Genomic DNA, 17,392 nt, shown 5'->3' with positions numbered 1-17,392 from the left:
AGGAGACCCACCCATGTCCCGCAAGACCTTTCATCTCAACGCCTTCCTGATGGGTGTCGGGCACCACGAGGCGGCCTGGCGCCACCCGCGCACCGACGCGCACCGGGTGCTCGACGTCGGGCACTTCCAGAACCTGGCCCGCATCGCCGAACGGGGCAAACTCGACTCGGTGTTCTTCGCCGACACCCTCGCCGTCGGCCCCAGCATCGAACGCAACACCCTCGCGGTGTTCGAACCGGTCACGCTGCTGTCGGCGATCGCCACCGCCACCGAGCGGATCGGTCTGATCGCCACCGCCTCGACCAGCTACAACGAGCCGTTCGATCTCGCCCGCAAATTCGCCTCCCTCGACCACATCAGCGGGGGCCGAGCCGGGTGGAACATCGTCACCTCCGGCACCGCCGACGAAGCCCACAACTTCGGTCTCGACGCCATCCCCGAGCATGCCCGCCGCTACGAGCGGGCCGAGGAGTTCGTCGAGGTGGCGCTGGCGCTGTGGGACAGCTGGGAGTCCGAGGCGATCGTCCTCGACACCGAGAACGGTGTCTTCGCCGATCCCACCCGGGTGCACACCCTCGACTACGTGGGGGAGCGGTTCCGGGTGCGTGGCCCGCTGAATTCGCCGCGCGGCCCGCAGGGACGGCCCCTGCTCGTGCAGGCCGGCTCGTCGGAATCGGGTCAGGAGTTCGCCGCGCGCCACGCCGAAGCGGTGTTCACCGCCCAGCGCACCCTCGCCGACGGCGTGCGGTTCTACCGGGAACTGAAGGGCCGACTGGCGAAATACGGTCGCGCCGAACACGAATTGAAGGTGCTGCCCGGCCTGGTCCCGTTCATCGCCGACACCGTCGAGGAGGCGAAGGCGCTCGAGCAGGAATTCACCGACCTGATCTCGCCCGACTACGCGCTGCGCCAGCTCTCGACCATGCTCGGCGTCGACCTCACCACGCACGCGCTGGACGCGCCGCTGCCACCGCTGCCCGCCGAACGCGACATCGAGGGCGGGAAGAGCCGGTTCACCCTGGTCAAGGAGCTCGCCGAAGCCGAGGATCTGACGGTTCGCCAGCTCATCGGCAAGCTCGGCGGCGGACGCGGGCACCGCACCTTCGCGGGCACGCCCGAGCAGGTCGCCGACGAACTGCAGAGCTGGTTCGACGCGGGTGCGGCCGACGGCTTCAACATCATGCCGCCGTACCTGCCCGGTGGCTTGGCGGACTTCGTCGACCGGGTGGTGCCGATCCTGCAGGAACGTGGCCTGTTCCGCACCGACTACGAATCCACCACTCTGCGTGGGCATTACGGGCTCGCGCCGGTGGAGAGCCGGTTCACCCACCGGGATGCACAGGTCAGCGCCTGATGCGGACCCGTCGTCTCGATCTGGAGCTCATGCGGGTGGTGAGCAGTTCCTGTCGGCGACCACGAGCACCTGCCACCCCCAGCTTCTCCTGAAGGACCATGGATATGACCACCATCGAAAGCCCTCGCAGCGCGACAGCACTGGAGATCGCCCCGGTCGCCGGGCACATCGGCGCCGAGGTCACCGGCATCGACCTGCGCGCCGACCTGACCGACGCCACCGTCGCGGACCTCACCGCGGCACTGCACCGGTACAAGGTGCTGTTCTTCCGCGATCAGCACATCGGGCACGCCGAGCAGATCGCCTTCTCCCGGCGGTTCGGCGCGGTGACACCGTCGCACCCCTACGACGACGACGCACCGACCGAGTACCCCGAGATCCTCGCCGTCGACAGCCATTTGTACGAGAAGCGGTTCGGCCGCAAGAAGTTCAGCTACACCAACCAGTGGCACACCGATGTCTCCCCGCTGATCAACCCGCCCGCTGCCTCGATTCTGCGGGCCGAGATCGCCCCCGAGCACGGTGGCGACACCCAGTGGACCAACCTGGCCGCCGCCTACGCCGGTCTGCCGCAATCCTTGCGCACCTTCCTCGACGGGCTGCGCGCCGAGCACCGATTCGGCGGCCGGATCCCACCCTGGGAAGCCGACAGCGACTACGCCCGCAAGACCGCCGCGTCGCCGCTGGTGACCGAACACCCGGTCGTGCGGGTGCATCCGGCGACCGGGGAGCGGGTGTTGTTCGTCAACCCCGGCTTCACCACCCGGATCATCGGCCTCACCCCTCGCCAGAGCGACGCCCTGCTCGACCTGCTGTTCGACGAGATCGCCCAGCCTGCCTACACCGTCCGATTCCGCTGGGCGGCAGGCAGTATCGCGTTCTGGGACAACCGTGCCACCGCGCATCTGGCACCGAGCGACCTCGACCATCTCGACGTCACCCGTGTGCTCTACCGCACCACCCTCGAGGGTGATGTCCCGGTCGGCGTCGACGGTGCCGCGTCGACCTCGGTGGCCGGCACGAAGTTCACCGGCGTCTGACAAACCCCTCCGGTGCCCGGTCTGCGGGCCGGGCACCGGCTTTCGACAGGAGATCGACTGCGATGAGCGAAACCTGGTCCGCGAGTACGGATGTTCTGGTGATCGGCGGCGGTCCGGCCGCCGCCTGGGCGGCGATCCACGCCAGAGAGGCGGGCGCGCGGGTAATTCTGGTCGACAAGGGTTACTGCGGAACCAGCGGCGCGACGGCACCGTCGGGGACGGGAGTCTGGTACGTGGCGCCGGAAGCGCAGGCGCGGGCGTCGGCGAAGGCGGCCCGCGAGGCCTTGGGCGGTCATCTCGCCGACCACTACTGGATGGATCGGGTCCTCGACCAGACCTATGCCAATATGAACCGGCTAGCCGTCGAGGGGCGTTATCCGTTCCCGGTGGACCCGGTGACCGGGCAGCAGTTGCGCACCGGTGTGCAGGGCCCCGAGTACATGCGCCGGATGCGCGCCTGGCTCAAGCGCATCGGAGTGGAGATCCACGATCACTCGCCCGCTCTTGAACTGCTCGTCGACGAGTCGGGTGCGGTGTGCGGTGCGGCGGGTCGGCAACGCCAGCTGGATCGTGACTACCGCATCACGGCGGGCGCGGTGGTGCTGGCCTCCGGCGGCTGCGCGTTCCTGTCCGGTGCGCTCGGCACCAATGTCGACACCGGTGACGGCGCGTTGATGGCGGCCGAAGTGGGCGCCAGGTTCTCCGGCATGGAATTCTCCAACGCCTACGCGATCGTGCCCAAAGGCTCGACCATCACCAAAACCGCCTACTACGGCTACGCCACCTTCTTCGGCGAGGACGGCCGGGTGATCGAGGACGCGGGCTCCACCCGCGGACGATCGGTGATCGCACGAAACCTGCTGCACCAGAAGGTGTTCGCCCAACTCGATCGGGCGGACGCGACCGTGCAGGCGCAGATGCGGGTGGGTCAGCCGAACTTCTTCCTGCAGTTCGATCGACGCGGGATCGACCCGTTCACCCAGCGCTTCGAGATCGATCTGCTCGCCGAGGGGACGGTGCGCGGCACCGGCGGAATCGACGTGGTCGGCGACGACTGCGCCACCAGCGTCGCGGGCCTGTACGCCGCGGGCGACGCCGCCACCAGGGAGCGTATCTGCGGTGGGTTCACCGGCGGCGGTAGCCACAATGCGGCGTGGGCGATGTCGTCGGGTAGTTGGGCGGGCGCGGGCGCCGCACGGTATGCGCGATCGGCATCCGGGCAGGGCGAGGTCGTCGGTGCGGGCCGGGTCGGGTTGCGCACGGCCGGGTCCGGCACGTTGACCGCGGGCGAACTGGTGAGCGCGGCGCAGCGTGAGCTGATGCCGTTCGAGAAGAACTATCTGCGCCACGGTGACCGGCTGCGCGCCGCCCTGGGCCGTCTCGACGAGTTGTGGGACGTGGCCGCGGCGGAATTGAGCGTCACCGGCGGCGATCGGGTGCGGGCACGCCAGGCCGTGGCGATCACCGCGGTGGGCAGGCTCATGTACCGATCGGCCCTGTCGCGAACCGAGACCCGTGGCATGAGCAAACGTGCCGATCACCCGGGCACCGACCCCGCCCAGCACCATCACGTGATCTCCGGGGGACTCGACACCCCGTGGACCGGAACCGCTGCCGCTCGCAACACCGGTCAGGCGGTGGCGTTGTGATCGAATTGCTGCGCGCCGAGGACTGCATCGGCTGCGACAAATGCGTACTCGCCTGCCCCACCAACGTGTTCGACCGTACCGAGTCGGGCATTCCGGTCATCGCGAGGCAATCCGACTGCCAGACGTGCTTCATGTGCGAGGCCTACTGCCCGGCCGACGCGCTCTACGTGGCACCCGATGCCACGCCGCTCGCGTCGGCATCCGTGCCGACCGAACACATCGGCAGGTACCGCGAGAAGCTGGGCTGGGGAAATGGTCGAACAGTGGGTGCTCTGCTCGCGGTGGGACCACCCCTGCCGCACGGTGCTCCACCGCCGCGACTCACCCGGGGAGAGGCCGGGAGCGGATCGGACCTCAACCCCCGAACAGCAGATACAGCCCGGTGAAGGTGAAGGCGACCATGGTCAGCATCAAGGCCAACTGGCCGGTCAGCCGGTGACGAGGGGGGAGTAGGAGCAGGCATCGGTCGTGTGCGGCGGCGACGCCGAGGATATGGCCGATCAGGACAGCGAGCACCTTGCAGGTGGCGAGCACACTCGGATGGCTCGACAGCACGTAGGCAACGTCTCGATCGGCCAGGCCCGCGAGATTCCAGCCACGGTCGAGCGGGTCCGCGAACAGCAGCATCGTCGCCTGTCCCTTCTCGACGAGAAACGTGAGGTAGTGGGCGACAAGGTAACCGGCGATGATCGGGGTGAGGCTGAGCGCCAGCCGCCGTGGGAGCAGCGCGCGTTCGGCGGAGGAGACACCGCCGGTGGCGCGCGCGGCGACGGAGAACAGTCCGCCCACGACCCCGATGAAGACCAGCAGCCCGGCCGTGCGCACCAGTGTCGGGTCGACCACCGGGGCCAGGTTGTCGACCTGTTCGCGCCACCACGGGAATGTGGAGAAGCTGTCGAAGGCGGTGGATCCGAGCAATGTCGCGGCGACCGCTACCGATCCGGCGAGCCCGGGGGTTCCCGCGAGATTGTTCAGCGGCATCCGCAGCACCGGCTGTCCCGCGCGGTCGCGGCCGAACGGACTCAGGTGCGCCAGTAGCGTGCTGTACACCTCGAGCGGGTCGGCGCGTTCTGCCCACACGGTGCCGAACAGTACGAGGCCGATCGAGGTGACGACCAGGTAGCCGATCAGCCAGGTCAGCACCGAGGTCACCGAACCCGGTGTGCGCCAAGCCAACTCCAGCCACACGAAGGAGAACAGGCCGACAGCGGCGGGGAGGTTTCCCCACTCCTCGCGATAGCGGATAATTCCGTGTTCCGGCGTGCGCCGCAGCAATAGACAGCCGAATCGATGGATCGCCCTGATCGGGGAGATGACCTTCCAGACCGGTCCGATCAGCAGCGACGCCACCATCACCCCGACCCAGACGCCGATATACAGCACTCCGGGAACCGGATTGAGGGCCGGATCGGCGGAACCGAACACCGCGATGACGAGCACCCACACGGTCGACACCACGCTGATCGCAGAAATTATGCCGCGAGTCACGGGAGCGTCGATCATCAGCCGCACCGGCGTGGGTAGCGGCCATCCCGGCGACTCCGGGTCGAGTCGCGGCTGACGCCAGGCCACGAACAGCAGCGCGAACGAGAACGTCAGCGCCCACGCCGCACCGACCAGGGCGTACGTGAGCGGAATCGGCAGGTCCGCGGCACCGTTGAGACCGTGGGCGAGGGGGCTCAACGCCGGACCAGCAGCGTCGTCACCGTCCGTCCGAGGTGGTGGAGTTCGATGTCCACCTGGCCCGGAACCGCCACCGTGAATTCGAACTCCTGGCCGGCGGCCGCGGCGACGGGAAAGGTGTGCGCGGGAGCGGAGTGGACATGGAGTTCGTCGGTGGCGTCACTGTCGACCCGCAACACGATGCGTTGCCCGACCTCTGCTTCGGTGCGCGTATTCACCGGAGACACTTCGCCGTCGGCTATCCGGATGTCGATGGTGCGTGCGGTCGCCACCGGCTCGACGGTCGGCTCGCCCGATGAGCAGCCCATCAGCAGCGCACCCACGGAGACCGTCACAAGACCGAACCCGAGTCGACGAGTACTCACGGATTCTCCTCACTGCCGTCGGTCTGCGTGGATTCAGTTCCGGCGCCTTCGTTTTCGCGCCTCTCCGCGCGCCGATCGCGCATCGCGATGAACAACACCAACCCGACCAGCGCGACCGCGGGCAGGAAGGCCGGAATCGCCAGCAGCAGGGAGTGGTCGGCGAGAATGTCGACGTTCTCCTGGCGGATCACGTGTCGACCGTTGCCTTCTGATCCGGTGTGCTGCCCGCCGCCAGATAGCGATCGTTGACGCGCGCGGCGCCCCACGCCATCGCCGCGATCAAGGCCAGGCTGCATGCCAGCACCACCAGGCCGGCCAGGCCGATCAGCCAGGACGGATGGTCGAAGGACCGCTCGCGCTGCAACACCGAGATCTCCTCGACGAACGGCCGCGTGAAGCTCGCGGGCGCGGCCACCTCCGCGGCGCCGATGCCGGGATCGAGCGGCATGAAGAGGGGCAGCGCGGATTGCATGCGCCCGTCCTGCAGGCGCAGCACCGTTTTCCAGGTGCCGTGCACGGGCACCGGGCGGGTGGAAACGAAGTGGTCGTCGGCGACGCGACGCAGTTCGTCCACGACCAGGCCGTGGCCGGGACTGTCGTCACCGGTACCGCCCTGCCAGGCCAGGATCTCCACCCATTCCGGATCGGCACCGATCAGATCGGTGGGGGAGAGCCGGATGTCGGCGGTGACCATCCGCCCGCCCCGGACGGGCTCGGCGTCGGTGAGCACGACCGTCGCCGACGCGTTCTCCGGTACCCGGATGATCAGCCCGTTCGTGGTGGCCGCGGCGGCGATCACCACCGCGGCGACAACCAGTCCGCGGCGCACCGCGGGCCTGGGCAATGGCTCGCCGCGCAGCACAGTGCCGAGCATCGCGCCGATCACACCGCCCGCCACACCGACCGGCACCGCCATCGCCAGCAGTTCGGGCCACATCCCGGCGACCCAGGGATTGACGAACATCCGCTCGATCCACAGCGATTCGAGCCAGATGCCCACCGTCGCCACCCCGAGCCCGGCCAGCGCGCCCCACCAGAGCGGTCGGCGGATCAACGGCAGGAGAGCCAGCAATTCGACCACGACCGCGGCACCGAGGTACAGCGGAAACACGTTGCGCGGCGCCTCGAATCCGGTGCCGACCAGGACCGCGACGACCCAGCGCACACCGAAGGCGAAGGCCACGAGCAGCAACGTGCTGAGCGGGCCGAGCGTGAGCCGCGCCGAGATCAGGGCGATCGTCGCGGCGAAGACGATCAACATCGGTTGCAGCACCAGCCGGAACTGCTGCACACCGAAGTCGAATTCGACGCCGAACACCGACAGCCCGATCACCAGGCCGCCGAAAGCGAAGGCCTGAACCGCCCACAACACCCGGCCGTCGATGCGCGCGGGGTCGGGCCGGTTGTACCGGCCTTCGAGTTCGAGCAGCAGCACGCCGATCAGCGACAGACCCGCCCCACCGATGAGCATCAGGTGAGTGGGCCCCCAGAGCGTGACATCCTGGCCGAACAGCCGATGCCAGATGTCGTCGAGCGGAAAACCGATCAGCGCGTACAAACCGGCACCGGCGATCAGGATGCCGCCCACGGGGGCGTACCAGTCGCGGGTGATCTTCACCGCGGCCCGGCCCGGCTTCTCGTCGAGCGGCAGGATGACGGCAAGCATGCCCGCCATGAAGAGGAAGAACAGGCCGACAAGGATGAAGTAGTGCGCCGGGTTGGCCAGCGGTCCGGCGTCGCGGCCCTTGCCGACGTGCAGGCTCACATCCCAGATGAAGCCGAGAAACGCCGTCAAGATGGTCGCGAGGAACATCGCGATCGGGAGCGCCACCCAGCCCGGCCGGTTCATGATGCGCCCGCTGAAGTCGGCCAGCCGCTGCAGCCAGGTGATGCGTCGGGTCCGGTGCAGGTAGGCCACCCACAGCAGCACCGCACCGATCACCGCGGCCGCACCGGTCATGAGCGCGACCTGATCGAGGGCGGCGCCACCGCCTTCGGTGCCCTGCGCGACCGGCATCGTCGACGGAGCGGATATCGCTGTGGACACGGCAGTCCTCCGATGGGTCGAAGCGCCCGGTCGATGGGGTAACGAACAGTATCTCGAATTCCGCGCGGTGCCGATACCCCACGCGCGCAGGTCGCGGATCCGATCCTGCGCGCCGCGGGGAACGACGCCGTGGGTCAGCGTGTGGCGATGATCGCTGATCCGTGGCCGAACAGGCCCTGGTTCACCGCGATGCCCGCGCGGGCATCGTCGACCTGGCGGCCCTCGGCCTGACCGCGTAGTTGCCAGGTGAGTTCGCAGATCTGGGCGATGGCCTGGGCTGGGATGGCCTCGCCGAAGCAGGCCAGGCCGCCGCTGGGATTCACCGGCACCCGTCCGCCCAAGGTGGTCGCGCCACTGCGCAGCAGAGCCTCCGCTTCGCCTGTCTCGCAGAGCCCGATGTCCTCGTACCAGTCCAGTTCCAGTGCCGTCGACAGGTCGTAGACCTCGGCCAGGGACAGGTCTTCGGGACCGATACCGGCCTCCTCGTAGGCGGCGTGGGCGATGGCCGACCGGAAGGTGCGCGAGGGCGGCTCGACGGCCACCGCCGAATCCGTCGAGAAATCCGGCAGATCGAGCACGGTCTTGGGGAACGTCGGCGTGACCGTCGACAGCGCGGAGATGCGCACCGGATCGGTGACGCCGTGGCGACGGGCGTAGTCCATCGACGTGAGCACCAGGGCGGCGCCACCGTCGCTGGTCGCACAGATGTCGAGCAACCGCAGCGGGTCCGAGACGATCGCCGAGGCGGAGATCTCCTCGACCGAGACCTCCTTGCGGTAGCGGGCGTTCGGATTGTTCAGGCCGTGCCTGGAGTTCTTCACCTTGACGGCGGCGAAGTCGTCGAGGGTGGCGCCGTGTAAGGCCATCCGGCGGCGGGCGTACAGCGCGAAATAGATGGGGTTGGTGGCGCCGAGCAGATGGAAGCGCAACCAGTCCGGGTCGTCGCGGCGCTCGCCACCGACCGGCTGGAAGAACCCCTTCGGGGTGGTATCCGCGCCGACAACCAGCGCGACCTCGCACAGTCCGGCCAGGATCTGGGCCCGCGCGTTGGCGATGGCCTGCGCACCCGAGGCGCACGCGGCATAGCTGCTCGAGATCTGCGCACCCGACCAACCGAGCGCCTGCGCGAACGTCGCACCCGAGACGAAGCCGGGGTAACCGTTGCGGATGGTGTCGGCGCCGGCGATGTAGCCGACGTCGCGGTGGTCCAACCCGGCATCGGCCAGCGCCGCACGCGCCGCCACCAGACCGTATTCGACGAAATTGCGGCCCCACTTGCCCCACGGGTGCATGCCCGCGCCGAGGACGGCGATGTCGCGATCGTTCGTGTCAGTCATTGACCGGCCTCCACATCCACACCGTGTGCTCGGCGTCGTCGTCCTCGTACAGCGTGCCGACGGTCAGTTCGACCGGCATACCGACGGCGAGGTCGTCCACGGTGAGACCGCGCTCGACCTGCCCGAGAATCACCATCTGCTCCACCTCGAGCTCCACCGCCGCGACGACGTAGGGCACGAACGGATCGGCCGAGACGTAGGGCGCGGGCGGCTTGTACCGAGCGTCCGCGTACGACCAGATCCGCCCGCGTGTGGAGAACAGGTACTCGACGAGCTCGGAGCCGTCGTGGGCACCTGTGCACTGCGGATTGCGGCAGGCGAGCGTGTTCTTCGGGAAGTACGGCGTGCCGCAGTCGTTGCAGCGGGTTCCTTTGAGGCGTACCTGGCCGTCGTCCGCAGTGAACCAGTCAGCCACGGCGGGGCGTTGTTCTTTCTGCACGTGGCCGACGGTATAGGAACACGTTCTACTTTGGGGCGGAATTCCGATCCGGCGCCGCTCGGGCGGAGGTACGGTGAGCGCGTCGAGGATGCGATGACGTCGATCTGGAGTACCGCAGCGCGATGGGCACCAAAGCTATTGACCCGCAGTCGATCCGCAATGTCACGATCGTCGGCGATCCCGCCGGGGCGACCCGGCTGACCCACCGCCTGCGCCGGTGCTTCGGCGACACGGAGGACACCGTCCGCTGGTCGACGGACGGTGTCGAGCACACGATTCGTATCACCGCGCCGTCGAACGAGGCGCTCATAGCCGACCTGGAACGCGCCATTCGCGTAGCGGACGGAGTCGTCGTGGTGGTGAACGCCGCCGTGCGCAGCACCCCTCGGCTGGAAATCATGTTGCGAGTCGCCGACGACCACCAGGTCGCCCGCCTGTGCCTGGTCACCGGCCTCGATCGACCCACCGCCGATTTCGACCGCTGCGTTCGTACGATCGCCGACACTCGCGGGGCAGCACCGCTGGCACTGCAGGTCCCGGTCGGCACCGGGGACGGCTTCGACGGTGTCCTCGATCTGGTGTCGGCCGCGGCGCTCGAGACTGCCGGTAGCCGTGGAGAGTCCGCCGGGTGCTGGTACCGCGCGCTCGTCGAGACGCTGACCGAATCGGACTCCGCGGACTCCCTTTCGGCGCGGGACCTGCACAACCGCATCCGCCGCCGCACTCGCAACGGCGACGTCGTCCCCATCCTCTGCGACGCACCCAGCGCGAGCGACGACATCGCCGCCCTCCTGGACGCCGTCGTCCGCTACCTACCGTCACCCCTGTTCGTCTGCCAGCCGGAACATGCCCTCGACTACTGATCGCCGAGGGCGTGTCCGGGTCAGTGCGCGGTGCCCCCGGTGGCCGGGGTGCGGCCGTGTTTCATCACCAGCGCGAGCGAGAGTGCGAGCATGGATGCCGCCGCGCAGACCCAGAAACCGAGCCGGTAGCCGTGGTCACCGAACAGGTCGGGCAGCGGGGTCGCCGGTTGGGGTAGGCCGCCCACGCTCACCATGGCGCTCATGCCGTTGTTGTGCAGGAACGCGGTGACGACGGCCAGGCCGATCGCCACGCCCATCGACTGCATGACCCCGAGCATGCCGAGACTCACGCCCTGCTGTTCCTGCGGCACCGCCTCGACCAGCAGGATCGGCATGCAGGCGTAGTACATGCCGAAGCCGACGCTGAAAATCGAGTTCACGACCAGGAAGTTGGTGGTGGTCAGTGGTAGCAGCGCGAACGCGATGCCCGCACCGGCGAAGATGATCAGGGCGACGATCAGGGGGAGCCGGGCACCGATTCGCTTGGCCAGCAGACCCGCGACCGCACCGAAGATCATCGTGATCACCGAACCGAGCAGGGCGATCCGGATCGCGAACTCGAGCAGGGAGTACCCGCTGCCGTAGGTGTAGCCGGGATCGAGGGCGACGCGCACAGCGTCGAGCGGTACCGCCTGACCGGTCAGGCGCTGGATCTCGGCCACCGTCGACTGCCCGATCCCAGCCGTGACGACGGAATCCGGTGGAGTCTGGGCCATGTAGGCGATGGCGTAGGAGACGATGCCGATCTGAAGCGAGGCCAGCAGCGCCCCGGCCAGGACCAGCGCGACGCGCGGGTGGAACAGCAACTCCATGTTCATGATCGGTGTCGCGACACGCTTTTCGATGACGACGAACAGGACGAGCAGGGTGATGCCCGCGACCAGCCAGAGCAGCGTGGTGGGCTTCGCCCAGCCCCAGTCGTGGCCCTTGTCGACGTAGATCAAGGTGAGTGCGGCACCTCCGGACAGCAGTGCGGCGCCGACGATATCGATCCGCTCGGGCACCCGCAGCTCGGACTCGGGCACGATGAACCAGACCAGCGGCAGCATCGCCAGGGTGAACGCCGCCAGCACCCAAAAAATGGCGCGCCAGCTGTGGTTGTCGACCAGGTAGCCGCCGAGGACCGGACCCGCGATCGAGGCGACGCCGAAGCCGGTCGCGGTGAGCCCGAGCGCCAACGGAATCATGGTGCGCGGCAGCAGGTCTCGGATGAGGCCGTAGGCGATGACCGCGGTGGCGATGGCGGTGGCCTGCAGGCAGCGACCGAACAGGAAGACCGCCCAGTTCGAGGTGGTCGCGTCGAGTACGCAACCGATGACGAACAGGGCACCGCAGATGAGGAACATCCGCTTCTTGCCCCAGACGTCGCTCATCTTGCCGATCAACGGAGACGCGGCCGCGCCGATCAACCCGAAGACGATGATGGCCCAGTTGATGTCGGCCCCGACACCGGGGAAGCTCGGCGCGATCTTCTGTAACGCCGCCGCCACGATCGTGTACTGCATCGGGGCGATCTCGGAGAACAGGACGATCACCGCCAGCACGGTGAAAATCCTGGTGCGCGAGGCTCCGTCGAGCCGTCCGGTGTCGTTGTGGTCGTCTTTGTCGAGTCGAGGGGTACTGGTGGACATGGCCACGCTCCGTTGTTCGGTCGAGCAGGTCGAGCTGAGGGTCAGATGAGGGAAGCGGTGTGGGGCAGGTCGGTGACGGAAGTGCCTACGTGCACGGTGAATTCGCCGGGTTCTGTCTCCCAGCCGTCGGACCCCCAGTGCTGGAAGGCGCGGTCGGGCAGGTCGAGCGACACGGTGCGGGACTCGCCCGCGGCCAGGGTGACGGCGGCGAAGCCTGCCAGCCAGCGCACCGGCCGATCCACCGTGCTGTCGGGGCGTGCGAGGTAGGCCTGGACGACATGTTTGCCGTCGCGGTCTCCGGTGTTGGTCACCGTGATCGAGACGGTGTGCCCGTCGACGACGAGGTCGTCGGTCGACCACGTGGTGTAGCCGAGGCCGTGACCGAAGGGGTAGGCGGGTTCGGTGCCCGCGCGCAACCACGCGCGGTAGCCGATGTGGATGCCCTCGGCGTAGTCGAGGACGCCGTCGACGGGCGTGGTGTTCAGGACCGGAACATCGGCCATGGTCGCGGGCCAGGTGGTCGGCAGCCGGCCGCCGGGTTCGGCGGTGCCGGTGAGCACGTCGGCCAGTGCTGCGCCGAACTCCTGGCCGGGGAACCACGACAGCAGCACGGCGGCGACCTCGTTTCGCCACGGCATCTCTACCGGTGCACCGGAATTCACCACCACGACGGTGCGCGGGTTGACCGCGGCGACGGCGGCGACGAGTTCGTCCTGACGGCCGGGCAGCCGCAAAGACGTGCGGTCGATGCCCTCGCTCTCGATCTGCTCGGTCGTGCCGACCACCACCACGGCCACCTCGGCGGCGCGCGCCAGTTCGATCGCGGCCGCGAACTCCTCGTTGTCGTCACGCTGCGGACGCCGGATGCCGAGGGTGGCGCCGAGAATGATGCCGAGGCCCGGCATCGCGTCCTGAATGCTGGTCACGAGCCGCACCTCGACCTCCTCGCCGGCGGCGAGGGTGCGGGTCACGTGACGTTGGGGCGGGTCGAGCAGCGCTGCCGCCGGGTCGCCGGATTCCAGGGTCACGTTCTCGTCCAGCACCGTCTCGCCGTCGATGTCGAGCCGGACGTGGCCGACGCCGCCGAATCCGATCTGCCAGTCGCCGGCCATATCCGCGCGCAGACGTGTGCGCAACTCGATCGCGTTCGACTGCGCGGCCAGCGGTTCACCGAGCAGCACGAGCCGGCTGGTGGTGCGGTGCTGGACGCCGAGCACGGTGCCGTCCTTCAGGTACCGGGCGGACAGGCCGGGTTCGCCGGTCTCGGGGTCGGTCATGATCGCCACCGGGGCGGGAATCAGGTCCTCGGACAAATGGACACCCGCGGTGTGGGTTATCGGCAGGCGCCCGGTCAGGCCCTCCACCGGGGTGCTGGTGTGCCCGGGGATGACGGTGGCGCTGCCACCGCCGAGGAAACGTGGTTCGCCCGCGGACGGGCCAAGGAGGGCGACGGTCGTGTCCGGTGCCAGCGGCAGGACACCGTCGTTGCGGACCAGCACCATCGCCTCCGCGGCGACCCGGCGGACCAGATCCTGTGCCTGTTCGTCGCTGAAAACCGGGGTGGGCTCCGGGGTTCCGTTCAGGGCGCCCACGCGCTGGGCGAAGCGCAGGATGCGGCGCACCTTGTCGTCGACGGCGGACTCGGCGATCTCGCCGGCGCGCACGGCGGCGGCCAGCGGTTCACCCCACAGGTGCGGCGGGCCCGGCATGCACAGGTCGGTTCCGTTCGCCGCGCTCTCGGTGCTGCGCACCGCCATCCAGTCCGAAACCACCACACCGTCGAATCCCCATGTGCCCTTGAGCGGTTCGTCGAGCAGTGGGTTCTCGGTCATGGTGGTCCCGTTGACGGCGTTGTAGGCGTCCATGATCATCCAGGCGCCCGCTTCCACGGTGCGTTCGAACGGGTAGAGGTAGAGCTCGTGCAGTGCCCGGTCGTCGACGCGGACGTCGACGGTGAAGCGGTCGGTCTCGGAGTCGTTGGCCACGTAGTGTTTCGGGCACGCGCTGACGCCGTGCGCCTGCACGGCGCGCACGTACGCGTCGGCCATCTCGGCGGTGAGCAGCGGATCCTCGGAGAAGCACTCGAAATGCCTGCCGCCGAGCGGGGAACGGTGCAGATTCATCGTCGGGCCGAGCACCGCGTAGACGTCCTTGCGGCGGGCCTCGGCGGCGATCAGGGCGCCGATCTCGGTGAGCAGCGCCGGATCCCAGGTGGCGGCGATCGCGGTACCGGAGGGCAGGCTCACCGACGGGTCGCGTTCGTCCCAGTTCTCGCCACGCACCCCGGACGGCCCGTCGGACACCGGCATCTCGGCGAGTCCGATAGCGGGGTCACCTGCCATCCGGAACAGGCTCGCACCGGAGATCAGCCGGAGCTTGCCGTCCAGATCCAGCTCGGTGAGCAGTTTCTCGATGTGGTCTTCCATGGAAGATGCAGCCTTTCGTCGGTCAGCGGGTGATGGTGCTGGCTTGATCGGACCAGTGTGGGTTGTGCAGGAGTTCGCCGGTGCCTGCCAGGAACGCGCCTCGGGCGACCTGATCGCCGCGCAGCCGGTCCATGAACCAGGCGGTCAGGTAGCCGAGATAGCGATGCACGCCCTCGGTGCAGCCGAAGTTGGTGCAGTCGGGCTGGCCCTGGACGTCGTTGTGGTGGGCGCCCACCACCGCGGCGCGGGCCTTGGGTACGCCTGCGGGCATCGCGTCGTAGTACGCCTGCATCGACTGCAAACCGATCACCTCGGGTGGGAGCGCCTGCGTGGCCGGCGAGATGCCGTCGGCCGTACCGTTCACCAGCAGGACCGAGCCGGAGGTCACCGCAGTGGGATCGATGCAGGCGCTCTGGCCGTCGACGGTCGGCAGCGACGCGCAGGCCGCCGCCATCGGCATCTCGAGGGTCACCGCGGTGTCGACGAGGCCGCCGCCGCGGGTGAGCGCGTTGATCGCGCCGAGCCCACCCTGCGAATGGCCCGTGGCTCCGGCCGCGTCGGTGTCGATCTTGTTGTGGAAGACGCTGTTCGGGTCGCCGTTCTGGTCGCTCAGGTAGCGCACCGCGTCGAGCATCTGCGCACCGGTGCCGGTGTCGGTGCGATCGGCGGCGATGACCACGAATCCCCACGACGCGAGATGCGAGAGCAGGTACGCGTATTCGCGCGGGTGGGCCATGGTGCCGTTGCCCCAGGTGATCACCGGATGCACCACACCGCCCGCGCCGAGGTCGGCCGGATACCAGATGTCGTAGCTGTCGCCGGTGGACGTGCAGCAGTCGACACCGGTTCGTTGGGCCACCACCCACGGGCCGGGCGCGTGATAGGTGGCTTCGAGCGGTGCGGCGGGTCGGTACGGCGCCGCCGCGGCCGGCATCACCCCGGTCGCCGCGGCGACGATCAGCGCGAGAGAGGTCAGCGCGGCCCGCGCACCATTGCGCGGGCGCCGACCGGACAGGACAGTTTTGTTGCTCACGATCTCGGACGATAGGGAGACCAACCGCTGCGCGAAGCCGGGCCGCGCCGTCTTGCAGACGGTTTGCAGACACCCCGCGCGGCGAGACCGGGGACGTATTGTCGAGGTGATGAGAAAACCGATCCCAGTCGCGAACCTCGCGCAAGCGAATGATGTGCGGGCGCGCATTCGCATGGCGCGGCCGAGCGCCGGTGCGGCACGCGCATGAGCGAAGTGGGCTCGGCGCTGCGCGTCGCGCGGACAGCCGCCGGGATCAGTCTGCAGGGCATGGCCGCTCGCACGAACTACTCCAAGCCGTACCTGGGTCAGCTCGAGACCGGTGCGCGCGCGGTGCGCGCCGAGCACGTGGACGCCTACGCGTCGGCGTTGCACACGTCGCTGGATCACCTGCGTGACCGGTTGACCGTCGAATCGGTCGGCGAGCTCGACGACCTGCCCACCCAGCTGCGGTCGCTGCTGCTACCACCCGCCACGTACGCGCGCGCCGATCACCCGACCTTCTCCGCCGCCGAATTGGCCGCCGCCGAGCAGCTGGCGATATGGGCGCGAGGCAGGCAGTGGGGCGACGGGCAGGCGCCGCGCCGCGCCGTCACGGCGTGGTTGGGCGCGAATCTGCCTCGGTTGCAGCAACTTTCGGATTCGAACCGGTATGGGCGCGCTCTCCGGATCGGTGCGGAACTGGCCGACATCGCCGCCGCCATGAGCTGGGATGTGGAGGACGTCGCCGCCGCGCGCAGGTACTCGGTCGATGCCGCGCGGCTGGCCCACGCCGCAGGCGACCCGGTGCTGACCGCCGCGATCCTCACCGAGTCGACCTGGCAGCTCCTCGACAGCGGCAGGCCCGCGGAAGGACTGGAGGTGGCTCAGCTCGCACAGTATCTGTCGCGCCGCACCGCGACACCCCTGTTGCGGGTCGCCCTCGCCGAACTCGAGGCCTACGCGAACGGCATTCTCGGCGAGCAGGCCGCGTTCCAGCGCGCGATCGTCGTCGCGGCGGAATGCCGTGGTGAAGCCGCCGAGGCTGCCCCCGCTGACAATGCCGCCGACCGCAGCCTCACCGCGGCCGCCATCGGCATGCTCCTCGGACCGCGTCGCGACTGGCCGGGGCCGGGGCAGCAGTCGCGGCTGCTCGGCCACAGCTACCGTCAACTCATCGCGACTCGCCCCGACCTGGCCCGCATCGCCTTCGGTGATGGCCACCCGCCGCTGTCGCGGGAAGTCCTGACACCGGAGATGGCCGCGATCTCCTCGGCTCGCCTGCGGTTGATGCTCGGCGAGCCCGAACGCGCGGTCGAGGAGATCGGTCCGGCATTGTCGCTGAACCCGGGTCCGACCGGCCGCACAGCCGCCCGGCTTTCGGACTTCCTGCACGAGTCGGTCGAATTCGCGGCCATCCCCGCTGTCGTCGAGGTCCGCGCTGCGATCCGCGACATGGTCACGCATTCGTGAGCGCGGTGTCCGGCGTCAGTGCCGGGTCTACGCGGCAACCGTCAGCGAAGCCGGTGACGACCGGCAGACCGCGCAT

Annotated in this window: 15 protein-coding genes; 6 read left to right on the top strand and 9 right to left on the bottom strand. The window is 68.9% G+C overall.

The window, feature by feature from the left end; all coding sequences use genetic code 11:
• The first annotated feature begins 13 nt into the window (after nucleotides 1-13).
• The 4 genes from HYG95_RS01670 to HYG95_RS01655 all read left to right on the top strand — a co-directional run bounded on the left by HYG95_RS01670 (nucleotide 14) and on the right by HYG95_RS01655 (nucleotide 4,429).
• Complete coding sequence (locus HYG95_RS01670; protein ID WP_181696230.1) at nucleotides 14-1,354, top strand: LLM class flavin-dependent oxidoreductase; 1,341 nt, start codon at nucleotides 14-16, stop codon at nucleotides 1,352-1,354.
• A gap of 104 nt (nucleotides 1,355-1,458) precedes the next feature.
• Complete coding sequence (locus HYG95_RS01665; protein ID WP_181696229.1) at nucleotides 1,459-2,394, top strand: TauD/TfdA family dioxygenase; 936 nt, start codon at nucleotides 1,459-1,461, stop codon at nucleotides 2,392-2,394.
• 62 nt (nucleotides 2,395-2,456) lie between these two features.
• Nucleotides 2,457-4,043 (top strand): FAD-binding protein, encoded by a 1,587-nt coding sequence (locus tag HYG95_RS01660; RefSeq protein ID WP_181696228.1) that lies wholly within the window; start codon nucleotides 2,457-2,459, stop codon nucleotides 4,041-4,043.
• A complete protein-coding gene (locus HYG95_RS01655) occupies nucleotides 4,040-4,429 on the top strand; it encodes a ferredoxin family protein (protein WP_181696227.1) in 390 nt (129 codons plus the stop codon). The genes HYG95_RS01660 and HYG95_RS01655 overlap by 4 nt, the downstream gene beginning before the upstream one ends.
• On the opposite strand, the gene HYG95_RS01650 is transcribed toward HYG95_RS01655, so the two are convergent.
• From HYG95_RS01650 to HYG95_RS01625, 6 genes are all read right to left on the bottom strand, one after another.
• Nucleotides 4,398-5,726: a hypothetical protein gene (locus HYG95_RS01650; protein ID WP_181696226.1), complete on the bottom strand. Its 1,329-nt coding sequence runs from the start codon at nucleotides 5,724-5,726 to the stop codon at nucleotides 4,398-4,400. The two genes, HYG95_RS01655 and HYG95_RS01650, sit on opposite strands and share 32 nt — an antisense overlap.
• Complete coding sequence (locus HYG95_RS01645) at nucleotides 5,723-6,091, bottom strand: hypothetical protein (protein ID WP_308017127.1); 369 nt, start codon at nucleotides 6,089-6,091, stop codon at nucleotides 5,723-5,725. The genes HYG95_RS01650 and HYG95_RS01645 overlap by 4 nt, the downstream gene beginning before the upstream one ends.
• The gene (locus HYG95_RS01640) at nucleotides 6,088-6,279 is read right to left on the bottom strand and encodes a hypothetical protein (protein WP_181696471.1); all 192 of its coding nucleotides are present in this window, start codon (nucleotides 6,277-6,279) and stop codon (nucleotides 6,088-6,090) included. The genes HYG95_RS01645 and HYG95_RS01640 overlap by 4 nt, the downstream gene beginning before the upstream one ends.
• Complete coding sequence (locus HYG95_RS01635) at nucleotides 6,279-8,108, bottom strand: hypothetical protein (protein WP_181696470.1); 1,830 nt, start codon at nucleotides 8,106-8,108, stop codon at nucleotides 6,279-6,281. Before HYG95_RS01635 ends, HYG95_RS01640 begins: the two co-directional genes overlap by 1 nt.
• Nucleotides 8,109-8,272: 164 nt before the next feature.
• Nucleotides 8,273-9,475 (bottom strand): lipid-transfer protein, encoded by a 1,203-nt coding sequence (locus HYG95_RS01630; RefSeq protein ID WP_181696225.1) that lies wholly within the window; start codon nucleotides 9,473-9,475, stop codon nucleotides 8,273-8,275.
• A complete protein-coding gene (locus tag HYG95_RS01625) occupies nucleotides 9,468-9,914 on the bottom strand; it encodes a Zn-ribbon domain-containing OB-fold protein (RefSeq protein ID WP_370465644.1) in 447 nt (148 codons plus the stop codon). The genes HYG95_RS01630 and HYG95_RS01625 overlap by 8 nt, the downstream gene beginning before the upstream one ends.
• Before the next feature lie 122 nt (nucleotides 9,915-10,036).
• Here HYG95_RS01625 and HYG95_RS01620 point away from each other — a divergent pair, with 122 nt between their 5' ends.
• Nucleotides 10,037-10,777 carry a GTP-binding protein gene (locus HYG95_RS01620; RefSeq protein ID WP_181696224.1) on the top strand — a complete coding sequence of 247 codons (741 nt, stop codon included), beginning with the start codon at nucleotides 10,037-10,039 and terminating at the stop codon, nucleotides 10,775-10,777.
• A 20-nt stretch (nucleotides 10,778-10,797) separates the two neighbouring features.
• Here the strand turns inward: HYG95_RS01620 and HYG95_RS01615 are convergent, their stop codons facing one another.
• Genes HYG95_RS01615 through HYG95_RS01605 form a run of 3 tightly spaced genes read right to left on the bottom strand, consistent with a single transcriptional unit; the run spans nucleotide 10,798 to nucleotide 15,867 of the window.
• Nucleotides 10,798-12,408, bottom strand: a complete 1,611-nt coding sequence (locus tag HYG95_RS01615; protein ID WP_181696223.1) for an MFS transporter — start codon at nucleotides 12,406-12,408, stop codon at nucleotides 10,798-10,800.
• 41 nt (nucleotides 12,409-12,449) lie between these two features.
• Nucleotides 12,450-14,834 carry a glycoside hydrolase family 3 protein gene (locus tag HYG95_RS01610; RefSeq protein WP_181696222.1) on the bottom strand — a complete coding sequence of 795 codons (2,385 nt, stop codon included), beginning with the start codon at nucleotides 14,832-14,834 and terminating at the stop codon, nucleotides 12,450-12,452.
• A 22-nt stretch (nucleotides 14,835-14,856) separates the two neighbouring features.
• The gene (locus HYG95_RS01605; protein WP_181696221.1) at nucleotides 14,857-15,867 is read right to left on the bottom strand and encodes a hypothetical protein; all 1,011 of its coding nucleotides are present in this window, start codon (nucleotides 15,865-15,867) and stop codon (nucleotides 14,857-14,859) included.
• A gap of 204 nt (nucleotides 15,868-16,071) precedes the next feature.
• Here HYG95_RS01605 and HYG95_RS01600 point away from each other — a divergent pair, with 204 nt between their 5' ends.
• Nucleotides 16,072-17,316, top strand: a complete 1,245-nt coding sequence (locus HYG95_RS01600) for a helix-turn-helix domain-containing protein (protein ID WP_181696220.1) — start codon at nucleotides 16,072-16,074, stop codon at nucleotides 17,314-17,316.
• The last annotated feature ends 76 nt before the right edge of the window (nucleotides 17,317-17,392 follow it).

Origin of the sequence: Nocardia sp. GTS18, from assembly GCF_013839555.1 — a bacterium.
Taxonomy (GTDB): domain Bacteria; phylum Actinomycetota; class Actinomycetes; order Mycobacteriales; family Mycobacteriaceae; genus Nocardia; species Nocardia rosealba.
Note: the sequence above shows the minus strand (reverse complement) of the source record. Positions and strands in the feature narration are given on the sequence as shown.

What these genes read in the sequence shown, in the direction of transcription:
- HYG95_RS01670 (WP_181696230.1), top strand. Translation starts at nt 14, where the DNA reads ATGTCCCGCAAGACCTTTCATCTCAACGCCTTCCTGATGGGTGTCGGG.
- HYG95_RS01665 (WP_181696229.1), top strand. Translation starts at nt 1,459, where the DNA reads ATGACCACCATCGAAAGCCCTCGCAGCGCGACAGCACTGGAGATCGCC.
- HYG95_RS01660 (WP_181696228.1), top strand. Translation starts at nt 2,457, where the DNA reads ATGAGCGAAACCTGGTCCGCGAGTACGGATGTTCTGGTGATCGGCGGC.
- HYG95_RS01635 (WP_181696470.1), bottom strand. Translation starts at nt 8,108, where the DNA reads ATGCCGGTCGCGCAGGGCACCGAAGGCGGTGGCGCCGCCCTCGATCAG.
- HYG95_RS01630 (WP_181696225.1), bottom strand. Translation starts at nt 9,475, where the DNA reads ATGACTGACACGAACGATCGCGACATCGCCGTCCTCGGCGCGGGCATG.
- HYG95_RS01620 (WP_181696224.1), top strand. Translation starts at nt 10,037, where the DNA reads ATGGGCACCAAAGCTATTGACCCGCAGTCGATCCGCAATGTCACGATC.
- HYG95_RS01615 (WP_181696223.1), bottom strand. Translation starts at nt 12,408, where the DNA reads ATGTCCACCAGTACCCCTCGACTCGACAAAGACGACCACAACGACACC.
- HYG95_RS01610 (WP_181696222.1), bottom strand. Translation starts at nt 14,834, where the DNA reads ATGGAAGACCACATCGAGAAACTGCTCACCGAGCTGGATCTGGACGGC.
- HYG95_RS01600 (WP_181696220.1), top strand. Translation starts at nt 16,072, where the DNA reads ATGAGCGAAGTGGGCTCGGCGCTGCGCGTCGCGCGGACAGCCGCCGGG.